This window comes from Paracoccus sp. C2R09 (assembly GCF_018860625.1).
Classification (GTDB): Bacteria; Pseudomonadota; Alphaproteobacteria; order Rhodobacterales; family Rhodobacteraceae; genus Paracoccus.
The window spans coordinates 43,595-63,028 of record NZ_JAHKQB010000024.1; the positions used below are offsets into that span (position 1 = coordinate 43,595).

At 62.1% G+C, this 19,434-nt stretch carries 17 protein-coding genes; 8 read left to right on the top strand and 9 right to left on the bottom strand.

Annotated features, from left to right (window positions below; all coding sequences use genetic code 11):
* Positions 1-66 precede the first annotated feature (66 nt).
* The 3 genes from KO490_RS09555 to KO490_RS09565 all read left to right on the top strand — a co-directional run bounded on the left by KO490_RS09555 (position 67) and on the right by KO490_RS09565 (position 1,923).
* Complete coding sequence (locus tag KO490_RS09555; RefSeq protein ID WP_216019196.1) at positions 67-237, top strand: hypothetical protein; 171 nt, start codon at positions 67-69, stop codon at positions 235-237.
* A 70-nt stretch (positions 238-307) separates the two neighbouring features.
* Positions 308-1,255, top strand: a complete 948-nt coding sequence (locus KO490_RS09560; RefSeq protein ID WP_216019197.1) for an SDR family oxidoreductase — start codon at positions 308-310, stop codon at positions 1,253-1,255.
* A 77-nt stretch (positions 1,256-1,332) separates the two neighbouring features.
* The gene (locus tag KO490_RS09565) at positions 1,333-1,923 is read left to right on the top strand and encodes an exopolysaccharide biosynthesis protein (RefSeq protein ID WP_216019198.1); all 591 of its coding nucleotides are present in this window, start codon (positions 1,333-1,335) and stop codon (positions 1,921-1,923) included.
* 22 nt (positions 1,924-1,945) lie between these two features.
* Here KO490_RS09565 and KO490_RS09570 read toward each other — a convergent pair whose 3' ends face one another.
* On the bottom strand, positions 1,946-2,488 hold the full coding sequence (locus KO490_RS09570) for a ferric reductase-like transmembrane domain-containing protein (RefSeq protein WP_252727103.1): 543 nt from the start codon (positions 2,486-2,488) through the stop codon (positions 1,946-1,948).
* 23 nt (positions 2,489-2,511) lie between these two features.
* The gene (locus KO490_RS09575) at positions 2,512-2,991 is read right to left on the bottom strand and encodes a twin-arginine translocation pathway signal (protein ID WP_216019295.1); all 480 of its coding nucleotides are present in this window, start codon (positions 2,989-2,991) and stop codon (positions 2,512-2,514) included.
* Between the two features lie 310 nt (positions 2,992-3,301).
* Here KO490_RS09575 and KO490_RS09580 point away from each other — a divergent pair, with 310 nt between their 5' ends.
* Together KO490_RS09580 and KO490_RS09585 are read left to right on the top strand one after the other, a co-directional pair.
* Positions 3,302-4,417 (top strand): TauD/TfdA family dioxygenase, encoded by a 1,116-nt coding sequence (locus KO490_RS09580; protein ID WP_216019199.1) that lies wholly within the window; start codon positions 3,302-3,304, stop codon positions 4,415-4,417.
* A 137-nt stretch (positions 4,418-4,554) separates the two neighbouring features.
* Positions 4,555-5,331, top strand: a complete 777-nt coding sequence (locus KO490_RS09585; protein WP_216019200.1) for a hypothetical protein — start codon at positions 4,555-4,557, stop codon at positions 5,329-5,331.
* Here the strand turns inward: KO490_RS09585 and KO490_RS09590 are convergent.
* The 3 genes from KO490_RS09590 to KO490_RS09600 form a co-directional block, all read right to left on the bottom strand.
* Positions 5,307-6,494: a tetratricopeptide repeat protein gene (locus tag KO490_RS09590; protein ID WP_216019201.1), complete on the bottom strand. Its 1,188-nt coding sequence runs from the start codon at positions 6,492-6,494 to the stop codon at positions 5,307-5,309. The genes KO490_RS09585 and KO490_RS09590 overlap by 25 nt on opposite strands.
* Positions 6,457-6,882: an OmpA family protein gene (locus tag KO490_RS09595; protein ID WP_216019202.1), complete on the bottom strand. Its 426-nt coding sequence runs from the start codon at positions 6,880-6,882 to the stop codon at positions 6,457-6,459. Before KO490_RS09595 ends, KO490_RS09590 begins: the two co-directional genes overlap by 38 nt.
* A gap of 287 nt (positions 6,883-7,169) precedes the next feature.
* The gene (locus tag KO490_RS09600) at positions 7,170-8,546 is read right to left on the bottom strand and encodes a VPLPA-CTERM sorting domain-containing protein (protein WP_216019203.1); all 1,377 of its coding nucleotides are present in this window, start codon (positions 8,544-8,546) and stop codon (positions 7,170-7,172) included.
* Between the two features lie 1,037 nt (positions 8,547-9,583).
* Between KO490_RS09600 and KO490_RS09605 the strand changes: the two genes are divergently transcribed.
* The gene (locus KO490_RS09605; protein ID WP_216019204.1) at positions 9,584-11,713 is read left to right on the top strand and encodes a Hint domain-containing protein; all 2,130 of its coding nucleotides are present in this window, start codon (positions 9,584-9,586) and stop codon (positions 11,711-11,713) included.
* 621 nt (positions 11,714-12,334) lie between these two features.
* Here the strand turns inward: KO490_RS09605 and KO490_RS09610 are convergent.
* Both KO490_RS09610 and KO490_RS09615 read right to left on the bottom strand, forming a co-directional pair.
* Positions 12,335-13,288 (bottom strand): hypothetical protein, encoded by a 954-nt coding sequence (locus KO490_RS09610; RefSeq protein ID WP_216019205.1) that lies wholly within the window; start codon positions 13,286-13,288, stop codon positions 12,335-12,337.
* A gap of 99 nt (positions 13,289-13,387) precedes the next feature.
* A complete protein-coding gene (locus KO490_RS09615) occupies positions 13,388-14,773 on the bottom strand; it encodes an oligosaccharide flippase family protein (protein WP_216019206.1) in 1,386 nt (461 codons plus the stop codon).
* Positions 14,774-15,220: 447 nt separating this feature from the next.
* On the opposite strand from KO490_RS09615, the gene KO490_RS09620 reads away from it, so the two are divergent.
* Both KO490_RS09620 and KO490_RS09625 read left to right on the top strand, forming a co-directional pair.
* Positions 15,221-16,132 (top strand): cellulase family glycosylhydrolase, encoded by a 912-nt coding sequence (locus tag KO490_RS09620; RefSeq protein WP_252727115.1) that lies wholly within the window; start codon positions 15,221-15,223, stop codon positions 16,130-16,132.
* Positions 16,133-16,665: 533 nt separating this feature from the next.
* Positions 16,666-17,253: a sugar transferase gene (locus tag KO490_RS09625; RefSeq protein ID WP_252727116.1), complete on the top strand. Its 588-nt coding sequence runs from the start codon at positions 16,666-16,668 to the stop codon at positions 17,251-17,253.
* A gap of 7 nt (positions 17,254-17,260) precedes the next feature.
* On the opposite strand, the gene KO490_RS16665 is transcribed toward KO490_RS09625, so the two are convergent.
* Complete coding sequence (locus KO490_RS16665; protein WP_216019209.1) at positions 17,261-18,640, bottom strand: O-antigen ligase; 1,380 nt, start codon at positions 18,638-18,640, stop codon at positions 17,261-17,263.
* The gene (locus KO490_RS09635) at positions 18,640-19,434 is read right to left on the bottom strand and encodes a glycosyltransferase (protein ID WP_216019210.1); all 795 of its coding nucleotides are present in this window, start codon (positions 19,432-19,434) and stop codon (positions 18,640-18,642) included. Before KO490_RS09635 ends, KO490_RS16665 begins: the two co-directional genes overlap by 1 nt.

The following is a 19,434-nucleotide window of genomic DNA, read 5'->3' on the forward strand; positions in this document are numbered from 1 at the left end:
GATGCTTTCGGATGCCTTATGTAAACACCACGGTTTACCATCAGAGCGTTGTCGAGGCCATAGGACATGACCATGAAATTCAGGACCCCGGCGATCTGCGCTCTGGCGGCATCGCCGCTGTATCGCGACGGAAACGACGGCATCGTCGACAGGTGCACCGCACTGGCGCCGCGATCCCCGCATGACCTGCCGATCTCCCGACGCGGGCAAAGCCTGCCTGGCAGTATACCCGGCTAAGCGGCGCCAAGCAGCAATTACCGCGGTCGCGACCCGAGCGGCCGGCTTGATGGACAAGAGAGAGACGATAATGACGAAGATGCAATTCGGCCCCGGTGGCTGGACCCCGGACAGGATCGGCTCGCTTGCCGGCAAGACCTATGTCATCACCGGCGCGAATGCGGGGGCCGGGTTTCAGGCCACGCGCATCCTGCTGTCGAAAGGCGCGCGGGTCGTGATGCTGAACCGCAGCGCAGAACGCTCGGGCGCGGCCATCGACGAACTGAAGGCCGAGTTCGGTCCGCAGGCACAGGTCGATTTCATTCGCATGGACCTTGCAGAGCTTGGAAGCGTCAGGCAGGCGGCGACAGAGCTGCTGGAGATGCTGCCGCAGATCGACGCACTGATCTGCAACGCGGCGATCGCCCAGGTGCCCGCGCGCAGCCTGACCAAGGATGGGTTCGAGAGCCAGCTTGGCACCAACCATTACGGGCATTTCGTTCTTTGCGGGATGCTGTTCGACAGGATCGACGCGTCGATGGGGCGCATCGTCGTGGTCGCAAGTCTCGGATACCGGATGGGCCTGCGCACGATCCGCTTCGACGACATGCACTGGGAACGCGGTTACGGGGCGAACACGGCCTACAGCCAAAGCAAGCTGGCGCAGATGATGTTCGCCTATGAACTGCAGGACCGGATCGGGGCGTCCGGTCGCAATGTCGAGGTCCTCGTCTGTCACCCCGGCTCGTCCGCCACCTCGCTGATCAGCACCAGCGGCGGGCGTCTGACGCGTCTAGTTTGGTGGTTGATGACCAAATCGCCGATGGTCCAGAGCGCCGAGCGCGGCGCATTCCCCGAGGTGATGTGCGCGACCGAGGACGGGCTGGAACCCCGCGCGCTGTATGGTCCGACGGGACGAATGGAGTTCGTCGGCCCGGTCGGGCGCGGGACGCTGGAACCCCATGCCCATGACAAACCTGTCATGGTCCGTCTCTGGGATCGATCCGAGGCGGATACCGGCTTCACCTGGTCCATCTGATCGCCCGGCCCGCCGACGCATTCCCGGGGAACGGGGCTGCATGCATCGCGTTCCTTGAATAAAGGGGGTGCGCGGGCATGACAAAAAATGGCCAACTTACGGATATCGCGGACGAACTTGCGGATGCGGCCCGGCAGGGTAATGATACGGTCCGGGTCGGGCAACTGATCGACGCCCTGGATGCACGGGGTTATGGCCCGGCCTTGGCGGTGCTGCCACTGGTCGGGATCAGCCCGATCGCCGGGATCCCGGGCTTTCCCACGGCGCTGGCGCTGATTCTGGCCATTCTGACTGTGCGATTGCTGCTGGGCCATGACCATTTCTGGGCGCCGGACTGGCTGCGCCGACGCACGCTGGATGCCGACAAGGTGCAGAATTCGATCGGTTGGCTGAAACCATTGTCGCAGCGTATCGATGCAACGCTGCACGATCGGCTGGCGTGGATGGCGGGGCAGGGTGCGCGCAAGGCCGCCTGCGTGGTCATCCTTGCGCTGCTTCTGGCGGTTCCGCCGCTGGAGCTGCTGCCTTTCGCGGCGGCGGGACCCATGCTGGTGGTCGCCGTCTTCGGGCTTGCGCTGCTCTATCGCGACGGACTGCTGATGGTGCTGGGCTTCCTCGGGGCGGCGCTGGTCGGCGGCATGGGCCTGTGGGCCGCCTTCGGGGGGTGATGGCCGTCGTCGTGATGACCACCTAACGAAGGGGTCGTAAGGTCAGGGCGGTCGCCGCGATCACCGCGATACTCAGGGCGATCTTGGTGACCGGCTCCATCGTGCCTTCGATCAGGATGGTATGGGCAACAGCCGAAGGTGCTGCGAAAAGGGTCAGCCCGCGATGGATCATGCGCCGGATGCGCAAGGTAGCCACCCGCAGGCGCGGTGTCAGGACCGCCGCCGCCAGGATCGCGCACAGCCCAATCATTCCCCAAAGCGAGAACGGCGTCGGCGATCGGAACAACAGCACGTCGATCACGTCCGGAGGGCTGGTCACCCACAGCCCCGCAACATGCAACAGCACCGCAGCGACCAGGGCGGGACCGACAAGCCGGTGCATCCGCCGCCCCCGCGCCGGGTCGATCCCAAGAATGCGCGGGGCGGCTGTAAGCAAAGGCTGCGGAAGCATCAGCGCCAGCGCCGCGATACCCGCAAAGCCCGCCATCTGATAAACAGGACCTCGCCAGGTCAGAAGCGGGCTGAACGCAGCCGCCACGATAGGCGCGATCATCAGAAGCGCCAAAGCGATCCGGGCAGCCCGGCGGATCAGGCGGGAACCAGCACGAAATCGGCGTGAAGCCCGGTCGCATCCGCGCTGCGCATCACGGGACGAAGGAACACCGTCTGAAAGTCGCCGCTGTCATAGGCCAGATGCCCGTGCGGCTGACCGAACGCAGGCACGATCTGCGGCATGTCCATGGTGAAACGGCCATTCGCATCGGTCAGCGTCGCCCCGTGGCTTGCGGGGTCGCGCTCATGCCCCTCGGTCGTATGCGCCCAGATCTGGATCCGCTGGTTCGGAAGTGCTGCCCCGTCACCCGCGCGGCGGACGGTCCCTGTCATCGTGAACCCACCTCCGCCAATCCGCTGCAGGATGGGTGCCCCGGGAATGTAATTGTTCGATCCGCCCCGCATGCTGGGCGTCGGCGCAAGGCCCTGCGCCCGTGCAGGAACGATCCATGTCGTCACGGCAAGCCCGGCCGCTGCGGCGATAAGCCCTCGGCGCGTCACAGGTCTGGTATGCATCATCGCGGACCCCCTTGGACATCATGTCATTCCGAAGCGTCTGGAAAACAGGATCGGGCATCCGGGCCCACCTGCCAAGCATGAACGGGGATCGTTGCCGTTCACGTTTCTGCGCGCGCCGCAGGCGACAGCAGCTTGCCGAACCATCCCCATTCGTGATTTCCTTCGTCCGAAGAAGGAGATGCGGCAGTCCATGTGCACCGTGCTGGGAAGAACGCCGGGCCATCCGCATGCGAAGGCTCAGGAATGGTGGCCACCCCCCGCGGGTGGCCCGATCCGGCATTCCTGAACTCATTCTTCGGAGATACACATGACAACCACCCTTGCCACCGGGGCCGAGGGCCTCGAGATTCGTTGGGCCGACGGCACCTGCGGGATATTCCCCTATATCTGGCTGCGCGATACCGATCCGGCGGGCTTCCACCCCCAGACGGGCGAGCGGACCTTCGACCTGACCGCCGTCCCGCTTGATATCGCGCCGACCCATGCCACCATCCAGGGCGACAGGCTGCAGCTGACATGGCCGGGCGCGGAAACGCCCAGCAGCTTCGCGCTGGACTGGATCAGGGCCAACCGCCCGGGCAGTCCGCGCCACGATCCGGCCGATATCCCGCTGCTGGCATGGCGGGCGGATCTGGGGGCGCAGGGCGTGCCGCGCCACGAGGCGGCGGCGATCACAGGCTCGGATGCCGGTCTTGCGGATTGGCTGGTCGATACCCGCCGCTATGGCTTGTCCATCGTCACGGGGCTGGCCGACACGACCGATGCGGGGATCGAGGTCGCCCGTCGCGTGGGCCATCTGCGCGAGACGAATTTCGGCCTGACATTCGAGGTGATGTCGAAACCCGATCCCAACAACCTGGCCTATACCTCGGACGCGTTGCCGCTGCATACCGACCTGACCAATCAGGAGCTTCCGCCCGGCTACCAGTTCCTGCACTGCCTTGCGAACGAGGCAGAGGGCGGCGGCTCGACCTTCTGCGACGGGCTGGCCGTGGCGCGCGATCTGCAGGGCCGCGACCCCGAGGCGTTCGAGATCCTGTCGCGCGTGACCGTGCCCTTCCGTTTCCAGGACCGCGATACCGACATCCGGTCGCGCAAGGCGGTGATCACGCTGGACGGACGGGGCCATATCTCCGAAGTCTGCTTCAATGCGCATCTGGCGGACATCCTCGATATCGACGCGGCCACGATGCCAGGGTTCTACCGTGCCTATCGGATGTTCATGCAGATGACGCGCGACCCGGCCTACGGGATCGCACTGCGGCTGGGCGCGGGTGAGATGGTGGTCTTCGACAATCGCCGCGTCATGCATGGCCGCGAGGCATTCGATCCCGCGACCGGGTTCCGCCACCTGCACGGCTGCTATGTCGATCGCGGGGAATGGGACAGCCGCATTCGCGTGTTGGCGCGCGACATGGCCTGAGGCTTCCACGCGGTCCGGTCGCCGGCACGCCGATGCGGTCAGGGGCAGACCATGCCCCTGCGCATGGCTGTTTTCGCTTGCCGTTCATGCGTCGGCTGTCCAAGAACGGCAAGATTCCGATGGGCGGGGGACAAGGCATGACAGGGCAGGAACCGGACAAGGCGGCGAACAGCCCGCTGCCCGATCAGGCCGATTGGGAAGAGCGATTGAAGCAGGCCCGCGCGCAACGCGCGAAAGTGCTTGCCGAAAGAGAGCGCGCGGCGGGTAACCCTGCCGCGCCCAATCGCCCGCACGCCCCGAAGAGGTCTTCTCCCTCGGGTGAACTGTCATTCGAAAGCAAGCTGAAGGCCGCACGGACTGCCCGGGAGAAGCTGCTGGCGGAACGGGAAACGCCGGATGTGCAGGCCGTGGTTTCCGACACTGCCCCGCTCGGTCCCGAAATCACCAAGGCGGAGCCGCCTGATGCGACGTGTTCACAGGATGCGGCGACCGCCCGCCCTGATCGGCCATGGTTCCAACGGCTTCCCAAACGCGGCCTGCGATACGCTGCGGTCGGCATTGCTGCGGTATCGGTGGGATGGGCGGTCGTGCTGCTTCCATGGCAAGTCCACGAACCAGTCGACCGAACCGCTGCCATCGCGCAGCTTGCCTTGCCCGCCGATCTGGACCTTGTCGTGGTCGCGAAGAATGGTAGCGACGATGTCCTGCGCGGCATGGTCGATGCGGATTACGAATTGCGCGCGACCAATTTCAGCATCGCCAGATCCAGCGTCGAATATTACAACGCCCAGGATATGGGCGCCGCGACGGCCCTGGCGGGGGCATTGAATGCCGATCTTGTCGATCTTCGCGGCTTGCTGCCCGGCCAACCGCCAAGTCGGATATTCGTCTATCTGTCGGACCCTGCGGACTGATCCAGGGCGATCGGCTCTGCTTCGTCGCTGCTGTCCAATATCATCCGGACGACGACCTCGCCGGGGGAAATGCCGGCGTCTGACTGCTGCATCGCATTGCCGCCCGACAGCCCGGGAAGGAAGCCCGCAATATCCGTGGCAAATGTCATATCGCTGTCGAAACCATAGACGATGGCGCTGGCATCCTGATCCGGGTCCCGATCGTCATAGGACACCACGATCCCCGACCGTTCCAGCGACGAACCCATGCGCTGCACATAACCCGCAGCCCTGCGGTCGGCTGATCCGACCTGAAAACGCACGCGCCGGCCGGGCCCCTTCACCACCGGCTGCCCCTCAAGGTCCACCCAGTCCGAGGAGGCGTAATCCCGCGCCGTCAGCTGGAGAACCCGAACCCAAGCGCTCTGCGGTCGTCTTTGAAGGGGCATCGCGATTGCCGTGGTTTCGGCTTCGGCGCTTGCGATCAGGTGCCCGGTGGCAGTGTTCACAACTTCGACCCGGTAGCGGCTGCCCTCGGGTCCTGGCCCCGAGGCCCATGCCACGCGCGCAGATGGGGCCGCGCCTTCACCAAGCAGCAGGACCTGCAGGATCGTCGGGGCCGCCAATTCGGTTGCGGATGCGGGGGGCGATGCCGCCAAGGCATCGGCGGAAGACGGGATCGCATTCGATGCGCGTTGCAACCAGGCCGAGGCCACGCGCGCATTCGCAGGAACGCCGTCGCCGGATTGGAAGATCAGGCCAAGGTTGTACTCTGCCCTTGCGAAACCATCCAGTGCCGCCATGGAATACCAGCCCGCCGCGGCGCGTTTGTCCACTGGCGTGCCGATGCCCGAATCCAGCATCACGGCCATGTTGAATGCGGCCTCGGGATGACCCAGAAGCGCCGCCTTGCGATACATCTCGAAGGCCGCTTCTCGATCCGGCGGCCCTGTCAGGCCGAAATCCAGCAGGTTTCCCAGTCCAAGCAGTCCTTCAGCCGAACCGGATGCCGCCTCGGCGGTCCAGATGGCGCGGGCTGCGCCCCAATCGCGGTTTGCATAGGCTTCCTGCCCCGAGGAATAGGGTTGTGCAGCGGCAATCGTGCCATTGGCAGCAATGCAGATCAGCAGGACGCTGCCGAGGATCCTAGCGCCAGTTGATAAGAGCCGTGCGATTGTCCGCATTTGCGACTCCATCGGGTGTGGGGACGGGAAGCTCGCTGTTTCCACGGCCAAGGATCTGCAGCCGCTCGATCGGGATGCCCCTGGCGACCAGCTCGTCCGCCACCGAACGGGCCCGGCGGATCGACAGGTCGAGGTTCTGCGACGCGTCCCCGACCGTATCGGCGCTGCCTGTCACGATCATCACGACCGGGTTGCCATCGCGATATAACCGCGAAGCCTGGTCCAGGGTCGCAACCTGATCATCCCTGATCGCGGCAGTTCCAAGGTCGAATAGGATCTTCAGGCCCGCCTGGTCGGGGTCCACGCCTGCCGGCACGGCCTCCTGCGCGGACACGGGCAGCGCCGCGCAGGAGAGGGTTGCGGCAAACAGTACGAATTTCAGAAACATTGGTAACATTCCACCTGGTAAAAAAATCCAAAATCCGAGACGCGTTGCATGTAACTTTGATAAAGCAGGAATCAATTACGCGCGCCTGGAATTAATTCTGAACCGTGTTTTCGGATCAATTCAAGGGGGCGAATTCTTGAGTGCTCGTTTTTTATGCGGCTATATATCCCTTAACTGGATTCAACACATTCATTAACAATTTAAACGTGCGTTGGCATGCCAAATATCAAGACCGATCGCGGGCAGGGTCTGCAACGCCCCCGGGGGCGTTGCGATCATCGTGCATGTCAGGCGTTCCGGCGCTTGCCCATCACGCCAAGCCCCCCGATGGCCAGGACCAGCATCCAGGCGGCGGCGGGCAGGGGAACCGGTGCCGGCTGCGCGCTCAGCGTCTCGTATCGGATGCCGTTGGCGGTCCCTTCGGCAAAGCCGGCCCAATAGGTGTGATCGCCGGTGAAGTTGCCCGCGTCATCCACGGACCAGATCCCGTCGCTGCCGTTTGCCGTCAGCTCCAGGTACTTGTCCATCACCGATTCACCCTTGAGCTCCTTGTTCAGCCATGCGGTGATGAAGTGCTGGCCGACATTGTTCATGAACACCGTGTCCCAGACGTCGTCGGTGTAATGGTTCGACACGCCCGCGGCATAGCTTTCCTCGGGGGCCGGGATCGGGGCGACCGTGTTATGCCCGCCGCCATCGAAGGTCAGCAGCGCGCGATCCACGCTGGTCGCGCCTTCCCAGATCTTGCGGACCCCGTTTTCGTAACCCGATACGGTATCGTCGGACCCGGCCATGAACAGCATCGGAATCTCGATCCCGGCAAGCCCTGCGGCATCCCACAGGTTGTAGTTCATACCCCAGGGGCCGATGGCCACCGCGGTCTTGATGCGCGGATCGGGCAGCGCATCATGCGTTTCGCTTCCCTCGGCGTGGATATCCAGCGCGCCGCCGGGCGCAAAGCCCAATGCGCCTTCGCTAAGGCCGCCGCCTGCAGTGACGACCGTGCCGTAACCGCCCATCGAATACCCGATCAGTGCCGTATTGTCGGTATCGATCATCCCGGCCAGATCCTGGCTGCTGTCGCCGTTGATCTTCGCGATCTCGTTCAGCACGAATTTCTGATCGAGGGAACGATTGACCAGCGTCGAGGCGAAAGCGCCCTGATCGTTATAGGTCGAATCCGTGTGATCGATCGAGGCGACGACATAGCCTTTCGAGGCGAGGTTCTCGGCCAAGTGGGACATCAGGAACCGGTTGCCGGGATAGCCATGCGACAGGATCACCAGCGGGAAAGAAGGCGAAGCCGCGGGCGGTGTCGCATCGCGGATCGCGCGCCCCTCGAGCGTGATCTCGGTGATGCCGTCGCGTAGATAGGTGTTGAACGAGGACGCGCCGATGGAATCCGTGGCCGCAGGATACCACATCTCGAATGTCAGGGGCCGGTCATAGGTCGGCAATGGCGCCGAAGGCGAAGCCGCGTCGATCGCCTTGATGTCGATCTGGTTCGGATTGACCACGTCGAACTGGCGCACGCCCACGGTGTATTCGCCATAGGCGGCAAGTTCGGGGGCATCGGGCGATTGCCCGTCGATCCTGTTCTGCGCCGCAAGCGGCGTTGCCGCCAGCATCGCGAACATCGCGGTTGTCAGGCTCAGGTGTTTCATTGGCTGATATCTCCGGAACTCGGCGCCTTGGAAAAGGCTGATGTCGTCATGAAATCCGTCGCCCGCCTCGGTAGGACTGCCCTGACCGAAGCGGGTTGCATGCATTGCAATTCGGATATTGACGCCGGTAATCATGGTTAACAACAAAATGATGACCATGCCGTGATCGCAGAAGAATATGGGCCCCGTCGGATCGGGAGAGGAACGAGAAATTAACTATACCTCTAGTTGTGGTTCTAGAATTATTCACCGCCAACTTACGATGTAACATCACGAAAATTATTGATTACTAATTTTAGGTTGTTTGAAATGCAGCGCTACTTCCTCAGGTTGTTCTTCGTCAGATTGTCGAAATTCGCTCTGCTAGAAACGGTTCTGCTCCACGGCAATGTGGCGCGAGTCGACCTTGAGGCGGGCTGCCGCATCCCTAGACGAATAAGTTCGATCTTGGCCCTGCCGACCGGCCTGTCCAGCTGCCGAAGCAGAAGCTTGATACCAAGCCGCACTGGCGTCACAACTTGGGCGGGCCAGTCGGCGATGTCCTTACGCATCGGAAACCCCTCGGCCTGCTTACGAAACGCTGTCGGGGCCCTGACCGAGACGCGCGACAGCGCCTTTGGCAGTCAGACGCGCCACATCGGCTCCTGCCCATGGGATACCGACGAGATCAATCCTGACGCGAATAACTTGCGCGCTATGCAATTAAATTTGAATTAAAGTCTATGTTATGCGCATCTCTTACTGGTCGACAGGCCGCAGTCCGTCGATGATTTCGGAAACGCAGGTTGGTGCCCGCTGATGTTCGTCAAGCTTCCCTCTTACATGAAATGTCCCATGACCCCGCCCGGATGCGGCGTGAAGTGCCGTGACTCAATCCCTCTCGTTGCATCGGCCAGAACATGGAAGCGCTGCTGACGGTCGCCCGGCAGGGGCCGTCGGCTGCAGGTCTCTGCAAGCCGCGCGCAGGATCCAAGAAACAAGGGGAGGCTTAGATGGTTACGGTCGCAACAAGCCAGATTTATGCATATGACGGAAGCGTGGCCAGCCTGCTCGGGCTGGACGTCGCGCCGTTCTTTTCGCCGGTATCTGCAACGATCACGGATGCAAACGGGGAGCTGTCCCAAGGCGATACGACGACAGTGTCAATCGATGGCGGCGCGACAGAGGCGCTGATCTTCGAGCAGGCCGGTACGGTGTCGGCGGTGCTGGGGCTTGCAGGCACCAGGCCGATCGCGATCTTCACCGTGGCCTCGGATCCCGACACAACCTACGTCTATGCGCCAGAGGGATTGCCGACCCTTCTCGGGGCCACGGTGGTCTATTCCTACAACGTAAGCCCCACGAATACACTGTCATTGCCCACCACGACCCCCGGCATCGTGGACGGTACCGATGGTGATGACATCATGGGGGTCGGCTACGAAGACAGCGACGGCGACGAAATCACGAACGCTGGTGGGTTTTTCGGTCCCAATGGCAATGACGTCATCGACGGCAAGGCGGGGAACGACTCGATCAGCGCGGGTTCCGGTAACGACAGCGTCACGGGCGGCACGGGCAATGACACTCTCCTCGGGCAGGCTGGCGCCGACACGCTCGATGGGGGCGAGGGCAATGACAGTCTCTCGGGGGGGGAAGGAGCCGACAGCCTGATCGGAGGCGCCGGGAACGACACCCTGATCGGCGGCGATGGTGCCGACATCATGAACGGCGGCGATGGTGACGATCTGATCCTGGATGGGGCAGGGAACGACACGGTCCTGGGTGGCGACGGCAACGATATCTGGCGCGCCCAAAGCACCGATGTTGGAAATGATTCCGTCAGTTTGGGGGCGGGCGACGATTATGCCGAGGTCGGCTATGTCACCCCTGCCACCGGCACCGATGTGCTGGACGGCGGGGACGGACAGGATACCATTTCACTGGGCAGTACCGCATTTCCGTCCCTTGATCTGAATATCACCCTCGACGATGACGGGACCACTTCGGGGCTCAATTTCTACAGCACGATCACGAACTTCGAACATGTTCGGGGCAGCGATGGCATCAATGCCATCACCGGCAACGTGCTCGATAACGAATTGCTGGGTCTTGCCGGCAACGACACGCTGATCGGCAATGCCGGCAACGATACGCTCGATGGCGGCGCGGATAACGACTCGATCGACGGCGGGGCGGATGACGACCTGATCACCGGCGGAACCGGGAACGATACCCTTACCGGCGGGACGGGGAACGACACCTTTTCCTATGCTGCGGGCGACGGCAGCGACACGATCACCGATTTCAACGCCAGCGGCGCGACGGGCGACTTCGGCGATGGGGACAACAGCAACAACGATTTTCTGGATCTGTCCGGGTTCTACGACGACATCGATGAGCTGCACGAGGATTACGCGGACGATGGAGTTCTGAACCAGTCGAACAGCAGCACTGTCGATTACAGCAACAACAGTTCCTTCAGCGGCGGCGGGATCACCTTCAGCAATATTCTCGGCAGCGATACGGCCTCGATCGAGGCGCTGCTGAACCTGGAGACCACCGGCGTGGTCTGCTTCGCGCGGGGCAGCCTGATCGACACCGATCAAGGTCCGCTTGCCATCGAGGCGCTTGAGGCGGGCGATTTGGTGAAGACCATGGACCGGGGTTTCCAGCCGCTGCGCTGGATCGGCAGCCGAAGGCTGGACAAGCTGGATTTCGCGCGGAACCCCAAGCTTCTGCCCATCCGGATCAGGGCGGGTGCCTTGGGCAACGGGCTGCCGGCATCTGATCTGACCGTTTCGCCCCAGCACCGGATCCTCGTGCGCTCGGCCATCGCGATGCGGATGTTCGGAGCGCAAGAGGTGCTTGTGCCGGCCAACAAGCTGCTGACGGTCGATGGCATCGACATCGACGAGGCGGCAACCTCGGTCGAATATTTCCACATGCTGTTCGAGCAGCACGAGATCGTATTTGCCAACGGCGCGGCGAGCGAGAGCCTGTTCACCGGCCCCGAAGCGGTGAAATCCCTGACGCCCGAAGCGCGGCGCGAGGTGTTCACCCTGTTCCCAGAGCTGGCCGATCCTGCATTCTCGTCCAGGCCAGCGCGGTTCATCCCCGCGAGGGGCAAGATGATGAAGAAGCTGGCGCAACGCCACCAAGCCAACGCCGTCGCCGTTTGCGGCTGAAATGCCAGATTGCGGCATTACCGGTTGAACCGATGCTTGACCCGTCGGGAAATCTGACGCGTATGATCGGGCCATGCTGCGTTGGCGCAGTCGGATCCGTCCGCATCAGGTCGCCGATCTGAATGCTGCAGTTCGCATGCTGTATGGTGAGAGTGTGGTGGCGATGCGCTTGGCATGGTGCGGCTACCTAGAAAGCCGTTCGTTCCATAACCCGGATTATATTACTTTGGTTTGGGGAGCGATGGATCCCATCCGGAACGAAACATGCGATCATTGCATCATGCAGCAACCGCGGCAGATCTGTACATAGCCCGCATATGGGCCTTGGTTAACAGTCGCAGGTTCAGCGACCGAGCCAGATAGGTCTCCTTCGCAGGCCAGTATGCGCAGCCCTGTCGACAGCGGAACGTTCGAAACGGACCGAGAGTTGAAGTTCGCAAGGGTATTATCAGGCGCTGAAAGAAGAACCGCACAGTCGCCAAAACCCACCCGACCAAGTTTTGGTCGAATTGATACCGCCCCCCGCCGCCCGGTATCACCGAGGCCGGATCCGGACCGATATCGAGCATGATACCTGCTGCCAGCTATCAGCCCTTATCCATGCCCGTGACCCCGTCCGGCTTAGATCAGTCCGATCGCTCTCATCCGGCGCATGACCCGTGTTTCGTTGTGCAGCTGCCGCGAATATGTCAACGAGGCCCGGATCGCGGCGCGGCGCGAGACCCTTTGGCGGGATCGCCCGGCGCGGTCCGGAACTTCGACCCAGTTGAACTGATCTGCCGCGTCGGCACTCTCCAGGGCGGCCAGCGCCTTCAACCAAGCTTGCACGATATGTTCCGCCCCCCGTCGCGCTGCCTCGGGCACGTTCTCGGGGGGCTCCAACCAAGGGTTGGTATTGATCTCGAACACCTGCGAACGACCGCCGATCATGGCATAATCGGCGCGCCCGTATTCGATGCCGGCAGCGTCGAAGGCCGCCTGCAGCGCGGCCATGTCGGTTTCGCTCTGCAGGAAGTCCAGCTCTCGCTCGGGCGTGGGGACCGTCCCGGGATCGTCGTATTCACCCTTGCAGACCCACTGCCTGCTCTGATCCAGCGCCGCGGGGAACAAGCTGTCCTGCACGCGCATATAGGACCGCTTTTCGTGAAAGCCCCACTCGTTCCGTGCATCGACATACTCGGTCACGGTGAACTGATCGCCCGAACGCTCCTCGGGGGAAAGCTTGGCGATCGCCTCCTCCAGCTTGGCCGGGGAATCGATAAGGTCCGAGCGCGGCCCGTCGTGATCGTCCAAGCGACGCAGGAATACGGGGAAACGGAACTCGTGCGCCGGGGTGGTGATGGGCAACATGCGGAAATCGTTGATGCCAGCCTCGTGCAGGCGGCGCATGATATCCAGTCTGCTTCCGATCTGCCCGGGCAGGTTCAGCATCCGGCATTCGGGACAGATCTGACGCAGGGCGTCGATACGTTTCATGACGGCGGGCAGCTGTGCTGCCGTCAAACGCTCGATATCCGCGAAGACATAGGTCGTGCGCGGCAGCCTTCGCCAGCTGACAAGCTCGTCATAGTCCATGATGACGATCCGGCCGTGCAAAGCGTGGTCACGCGTCTCAAGAACGTCCCGGATCGCATATTGATGTTCGTACGTGGCAACAAAGGTAATCATCGACAATCATGCTCTGGGCTTGCGCAACAACGCTATTAAATCTTGAAAACAGGATTTGCACGTTATGCATAGGGCGAGAGGGTACGTGACAATTCCAGTAATAATGATCATCGAAAGATTAATCAAAGAAATGTTCTCGTTCTGACCTCTAAAATAAAAAATGATAATAAATGCAGCCATAGCGAGTGCGGCAAGCCAAATACGGGTAATTCGGAACAGCGCGGCTGCAGGGATGCGCCGCAGGACCCATCCGGCATAGCCAAGCGCCACCAGCGTCGTGCTGATCTCGTAGGTCATGAAGGCGATCGGCGCCGCCATATGCCCTTCCAACGAGGCGGCCAGCAGGAACCCGGCCACCATGGAACCCAACCCGATGATACTGCCCACCAGCCCGTATTCGGGCCGCCCGAGCGCCGAATAGGACGAATAGTAGAACCTCAGCGGCAGCGATATCCCGACCGAGACGCACAGGATCTGCGCAAGCGACACGGCCTCGTCCCAGCCCGGACCGACCAGCATCGGCAGAAGAACCGGCGCGCTGGCCGCCAGGCCGACAAAGGCGGGAACCGCGACCACGGCAACGCCCGCCGCGATATCACCGGCCTTGCGGACCAGCATCGGCGGGTCGCCCTGCAGCCGCACCAGCACCGAGAATGCAAGGTTGTGCCCGACCCCCATCAGCGCCATCCGCAGCGGGTCCACGATACGCAGGGCGATGTTCAGTTGACCCAGTATCGTGGCCCCGAAGAACGCATTCACCATGAAGCTGAGAACCGCTGGCGCGGCTGACGTGACACCCACATCGGCAAGGTGCAGCCAAGAAAAGCGGAATATCTCGCGAAAGCGTTCCCCGTGCCAGCGCACGGGTATCCAGATGCGCTGCCGACGATGATGCAGGAACAGGACCGACAAGATCGGATAGAGGACATTGGGCAGCAATCGCTGCAATATCAGCGAATAGACCCCCCAACCGGCCATTGCGGTCGCGATCGAAACCGCCGATGCGATCACCGTGCTGAGCCCCTGGCAGGCTGAAATCTCGACGAAACGGCGCGACCTGCGTGCGACGGCCTTCGACACGGCCCCTGGCCCCTGCCACAGCAGCAGCAGGCTGGAGAGGATGAGGGCGATCGCGAAGCCCGGCGCATTTGCCCAGTGCTCGATCAGGGGACCGACCACCACCGAAAGGCCGATCGCGACGACCGTCAGGATAATCGATGCAAACAGCGCGGTTTCAAGATGCGCGGTCTTGAGGCGACGCCGCTGGCTGAGAGATTCCTCGAAGGGCAGCCCGATGAACGCGCCCATGATCGTGTTCACCCCCAGCACCAGGGCTGCAAGCCCGAATTCGGCAGGCGACAATATTCGGGCAACCACGATCGTGCTGATCATCTGAGCAGCAAGCCGGATGACGGCGTCTGCCGTCGAGGCTGCGATCCATATTCTAACCATCGGTATCCAGCATCATCATTGTTTAACTTCCCGTTCCGCGGCAAGCTGACGACCGGATGCCGCCCGGCACCTGGAAATCGTCTGTTCGGAACCAATCATCGGGCCGGTTCGCGGCCCTGCGGGGATCCCATGCATGCAACAACTTCCCCCCATAGCGGACGGCCCTCGGCTCTGAGCCTCGCGCGATATGCCTGCAGTAATCCTATGCGGGCCCTTGGGCGCAAGGCGTATCGTCGCCTGCCTACGGCATTGACGCTGGCTGCCCTGCTGTCGGGCACACCCGCGCTGCCCGATCAGGATGCCGAGACCGGCGCACCGATTGCGGGGCTTGCCGTGGGGCTGGACGCCCTGCGCTGGCAGTCGCACACATCGCTGGTGGCCGAGTTCATGGATTACCACCAGTTGGGTCTGCGCTGGCTTCGAACCGACCTCAACTGGGCGTCGGTCCAATCTGCGGGTCCCGACAGTTACGATTGGCGGGACATGGACCGCATCGTCGCGATGGCGCGGATGCATGACATGAAGGTGCTGCCGGCTGTCGGGTCCTTGCCCGACTGGGCCTGGACCACCGACGCCGATGGCCGGAAAATACGCGACGCGCGGGCCTTCGGCCGTTTCATGCAGGCGGCGGCTGAACGTTATGCGCCGCAGAACATACATGTATGGGAAATCTGGAACGAACCGAACCTGCAGGGCCCATTCCCCCCGCATCCCGATGCTTCGGCCTATGCCGCCCTGTTGAAAGAGGCCGCAGCCGCGATCCGCGACACGGATCCTGGCGCGATCGTGCTTCTTGGGGGTCTGGCCGCTGTGATGGTCACGGATCTGGATGGCGATCCTGCCGCGATTTCGGCGCTCGATTTCCTGGAAACGATCTATGCCGAAGGCGCCGGCAGCAGCTTCGATGCCGTCGGCTTTCACCCCTATACCGGGACCGCCCTGCCCGATCCATCGGATCCGCAAAACGGCTGGGGCCTGATGAGCGGCCCGCTCCGGGATATCATGGCGGCAAATGGGGACGGGTCCAAGCCGATCTGGGTCACGGAATACGGTGCTCCGACCAATATCGGCGGCGGCGGCACCTCGCATGACGATCAGGCGCGCATGTTGGGATCTGCGGCCGATTTGGCGCAGCGTACCCCATGGATCGACGCACTCTTCTGGTACAGCTATCGCGATCTGGGCGACGATCCGCAAAATCGCGAGGACTGGTTCGGCCTGATCGATGCCCAAGGCCATCCGAAGCCTGCACGGGCAGCTTTCGAACGTATTTTGCTGCAACTGCAAAAGGTCAGGTGACGTTCGGTCACCCGTTTGCGCCATCATGCGCGCGACCGACGATGGGCGATGTGTTTCCCCATATCTTTCAGCAAGCATTCACACATTAGGATTTGTTTAATCATCTTGTCCGATTCGATTTGCCTGCTGTAAGGCGTCCGGTTTTCCCTACCATTATCTCAGGGGGCAGCCATCGGAAATCCATGCTATTTGCCACCAAATGCTGCATCTGCAGCATTGAAAGAGCATGAAACCGCCGAAGGGCCGTGGCCCCCATTAACAGATTCCGGCCTTTTCCTCAATGATATCAGTATAACCAAGCGCGATACTGGTCCATTTCATCTGTCGGTTGTTTTATTCAGGTTTGAACAACCTGATTGATATTGGTTAATTGTTTTCAATTCTTCGCATTTTTACGACTGCACAGCTTTTGGGGTACCATGGCGATGGAAAAATATGATGAGCTTTCCCTGTTTCCGAACAGTGGTTCAGCTGCCATCCTGACCGAAGCGGGCGGCCAATCGACCCAGATCTACTCGCGTCATGCCAAACGAATGGTGGACCTGGGAATTTCCGTCGCGGCGCTTCCCATATTTCTGACTGTATTGCTTGTTCTGGCGACAATCATTTTCTTGTCCGACCGTCGAAAGCCGATTTTCTCCCATCGTCGGGTCGGCAAGAACGGCAAGGTCTTCGGCTGCCTGAAGCTGCGCACGATGGTCGTGGGCGCCGAGGATATCCTGCCGGAACTGCTCGAGGCCTGCCCCGAACGCCGCCGCGAATGGGACGAGACGCAGAAGCTGACCGACGACCCGCGGATCACCCGCCTGGGGCATTTCCTGCGCAAGACCAGCCTGGATGAGCTGCCCCAGATCCTGAACGTCCTGCGTGGCGACATGAGCATCGTGGGCCCCCGCCCGATCGTCATGGACGAGCTTCCGCGCTATGGGGAACATGCGGATGCGTATCTGCAGCTGCGGCCGGGTCTGACCGGCATGTGGCAGACCACGGGCCGCAACGACGTTTCCTACGAGGAACGCGTGCGCATGGATGTCGAATACGGACGCAATCTGCGTTTCTCGACCGATATGCGGATCGTCGGAATGACGGCGATGGCGATGCTGCGCAAGACCGGGCGTTAAGCCCGGTTCACCCGTTCCGGATCGCGCGATCCTGTCTGCCGCCATGGCAGAGGGCGATCCCCACACCCAGGGCGATCCACCCCCCGAAGAAACGGAAGCTGTCGATACTGGCGCCCAGCATCAGCCAGCCGGTCAGCGTCATCGCGACCGCCAGGTTCAGGCGCCCGAAATATGTCTCTCCGTTCGCGCGGGATAGACAGCCCAGCAGGACCGGCAGGATCATCGCCAGCCACAGCAGATATCCCGCGATCCCGGTTTCCGCCAGCAGTCGCACATGCAACGAATAGGCCGGCGGCCAGGCCAGTCTGACATCCGCCGAACTCGAATAGCTACGAACCTCGTAGCTGCGCAGATCCTCGGCGCGGATATGATAGGGATAGTTGAAGCCGTATTGTCCCAGACCGACCCCCAGCAGCGGGCGTTCCTCGAACATCGAGATGCCGGCCCGGATGGCCGCCAGCCGGGTGACGTTCGACACGTTCTCGGTCACGCCCGGGGTCGGGTCGATCAACCCGTCCATGCTGCCGTATCGCACCAGGTTGCTGCCCTTTTCCATGACCGAGGACTGCACGCTCGGGATCAGCATCATCGTCAGGGCAAGCACCCCCGCGGCGGTGGTCATATGCACGATGATGTCCTTGCGATGCCGAAAGAAGCCCGCAAGGAACAGCATGAACTGGATGCCGATCACCAGCATTCCGGTCCGCGACTGCAGCAGCAGCACAAGGATCGCGACAGTGGCCAGGATCAGCGCGACGCGTCCCCTGCCCCCGCGCGTCATGGCAAAGGGAAAAATGAAGGTCAGCATGACCGCCCCCCAGGACGCTTCGAATGCCGTCATCCGCAGCCGCTCGGGATAGAAGCTGTCCGATCCCGTGTGGATCAGGGCTGACAGGGCCCCGTGGACCTGGCTCAGGACCGGAAGCCCCAACCAGGATGCGAATTCGAAGAACCCCGTGACCGCCATCACGCCAAGCGCGATCATCGCACCCCGCGTGACGACCGGCAGCGCCCCCCGGATCGCGAAGTTGTAGAACATCATCGTGACCAGCGGCCCCAGGGCGACGGCCATGGATTGCGTGATGACGCGGCTCATCCCGGATCTGCCCTTGTACCAATCGGTCGAGATCTGGTCGAAATTCACCGCGACACCCAGAACGATTACCGCAAGCAGCGCCAGTGTCAGAAGAAAGAATGTCTTCGGGATCGCGAAACTGCCCGGCCTCGCCAGGAAATACAGCATGGCGAATGGAAGGACATAGACGAAGGCGTCGTTCGCCATCTCGCCCACGGGCAGCAGCGGTCGAATGTCGTTGAAGATCGTGGCCACGACCAGCGCAATGACCAGCGTCGCGGTGGCAGGCCGCGTTCCGGTCGCAGCCCTCACTATTTCCAGGCCCTCTTCTTGATCGCCGTTAGCCAGTCGAAGGGAATGACCATGAAGATCGCGGTGCGGGCCAGTCCCGCCCATGAGTGGATATCGGCAGGGGCGAAGTTGTCGCGCTGGATGCGGAATCTGGACACCAGGTTCCGCTTGCGCTTCGCCGCGGTCGTGCCGGTATCGCTGACGATGTATTCGGTCAGCACCTCGGGGATGTTGGCCAACTGCCAGCGCTGCCCCATCCGGATGAACAGATCGTAATCCTCGGCCGTGCGATAACGGTCGGAATAGAGCCCGATTTCGCGCAGCGCCTCGGTCCGGATCATGATCGTGGGATGCAGCAGCGCCGGGACATAGCGCTGATACCGCATGATCGCGCCGTGATCGGTCGGAAATCGCAGCGTGAACAGATATCTGCCATCATCGTCGACACAGCGCGCCCAAGTGCCCACCATTCCGGTTTTCGGGTTCGCCTGCAGGAAATCCAACTGGCGGGCAAACCTGCCCGGCAGGGGAAGATCGCCACAATCCAGACGCCCGACAAAGGCGTGACCGCGTTCCAGGATCAGTTCCAATCCCGCATTCAGCGCGTGTTCGATCCCCTGGTTGCGGTCCAGCCGGTGCAGGGTGACACGATGATCGCCATACTGGGCGTCGCAGTGGATCGGCTGGGGCGAGCCGTCATCGACGACCACGATGTCGAACGGGTCATCGAACCCGGCCAGCACCTCCAATGTGCGGATCAGGCCGTGCTGATCGCGAAAGACCGGGATCAGGATGCAGAGCTTGGGCAGGTTCAT

Coding starts and splice junctions, on each gene's coding strand:
- KO490_RS09555 (WP_216019196.1), top strand. CDS start 67: ATGACCATGAAATTCAGGACCCCGGCGATCTGCGCTCTGGCGGCATCG.
- KO490_RS09560 (WP_216019197.1), top strand. CDS start 308: ATGACGAAGATGCAATTCGGCCCCGGTGGCTGGACCCCGGACAGGATC.
- KO490_RS09565 (WP_216019198.1), top strand. CDS start 1,333: ATGACAAAAAATGGCCAACTTACGGATATCGCGGACGAACTTGCGGAT.
- KO490_RS09575 (WP_216019295.1), bottom strand. CDS start 2,991: ATGCATACCAGACCTGTGACGCGCCGAGGGCTTATCGCCGCAGCGGCC.
- KO490_RS09580 (WP_216019199.1), top strand. CDS start 3,302: ATGACAACCACCCTTGCCACCGGGGCCGAGGGCCTCGAGATTCGTTGG.
- KO490_RS09585 (WP_216019200.1), top strand. CDS start 4,555: ATGACAGGGCAGGAACCGGACAAGGCGGCGAACAGCCCGCTGCCCGAT.
- KO490_RS09590 (WP_216019201.1), bottom strand. CDS start 6,494: ATGCGGACAATCGCACGGCTCTTATCAACTGGCGCTAGGATCCTCGGC.
- KO490_RS09595 (WP_216019202.1), bottom strand. CDS start 6,882: ATGTTTCTGAAATTCGTACTGTTTGCCGCAACCCTCTCCTGCGCGGCG.
- KO490_RS09600 (WP_216019203.1), bottom strand. CDS start 8,546: ATGAAACACCTGAGCCTGACAACCGCGATGTTCGCGATGCTGGCGGCA.
- KO490_RS09610 (WP_216019205.1), bottom strand. CDS start 13,288: ATGGACTATGACGAGCTTGTCAGCTGGCGAAGGCTGCCGCGCACGACC.
- KO490_RS09615 (WP_216019206.1), bottom strand. CDS start 14,773: ATGATCAGCACGATCGTGGTTGCCCGAATATTGTCGCCTGCCGAATTC.
- KO490_RS09620 (WP_252727115.1), top strand. CDS start 15,221: ATGGATTACCACCAGTTGGGTCTGCGCTGGCTTCGAACCGACCTCAAC.
- KO490_RS09625 (WP_252727116.1), top strand. CDS start 16,666: ATGGTGGACCTGGGAATTTCCGTCGCGGCGCTTCCCATATTTCTGACT.
- KO490_RS09635 (WP_216019210.1), bottom strand. CDS start 19,434: ATGAACCTGCCCAAGCTCTGCATCCTGATCCCGGTCTTTCGCGATCAG.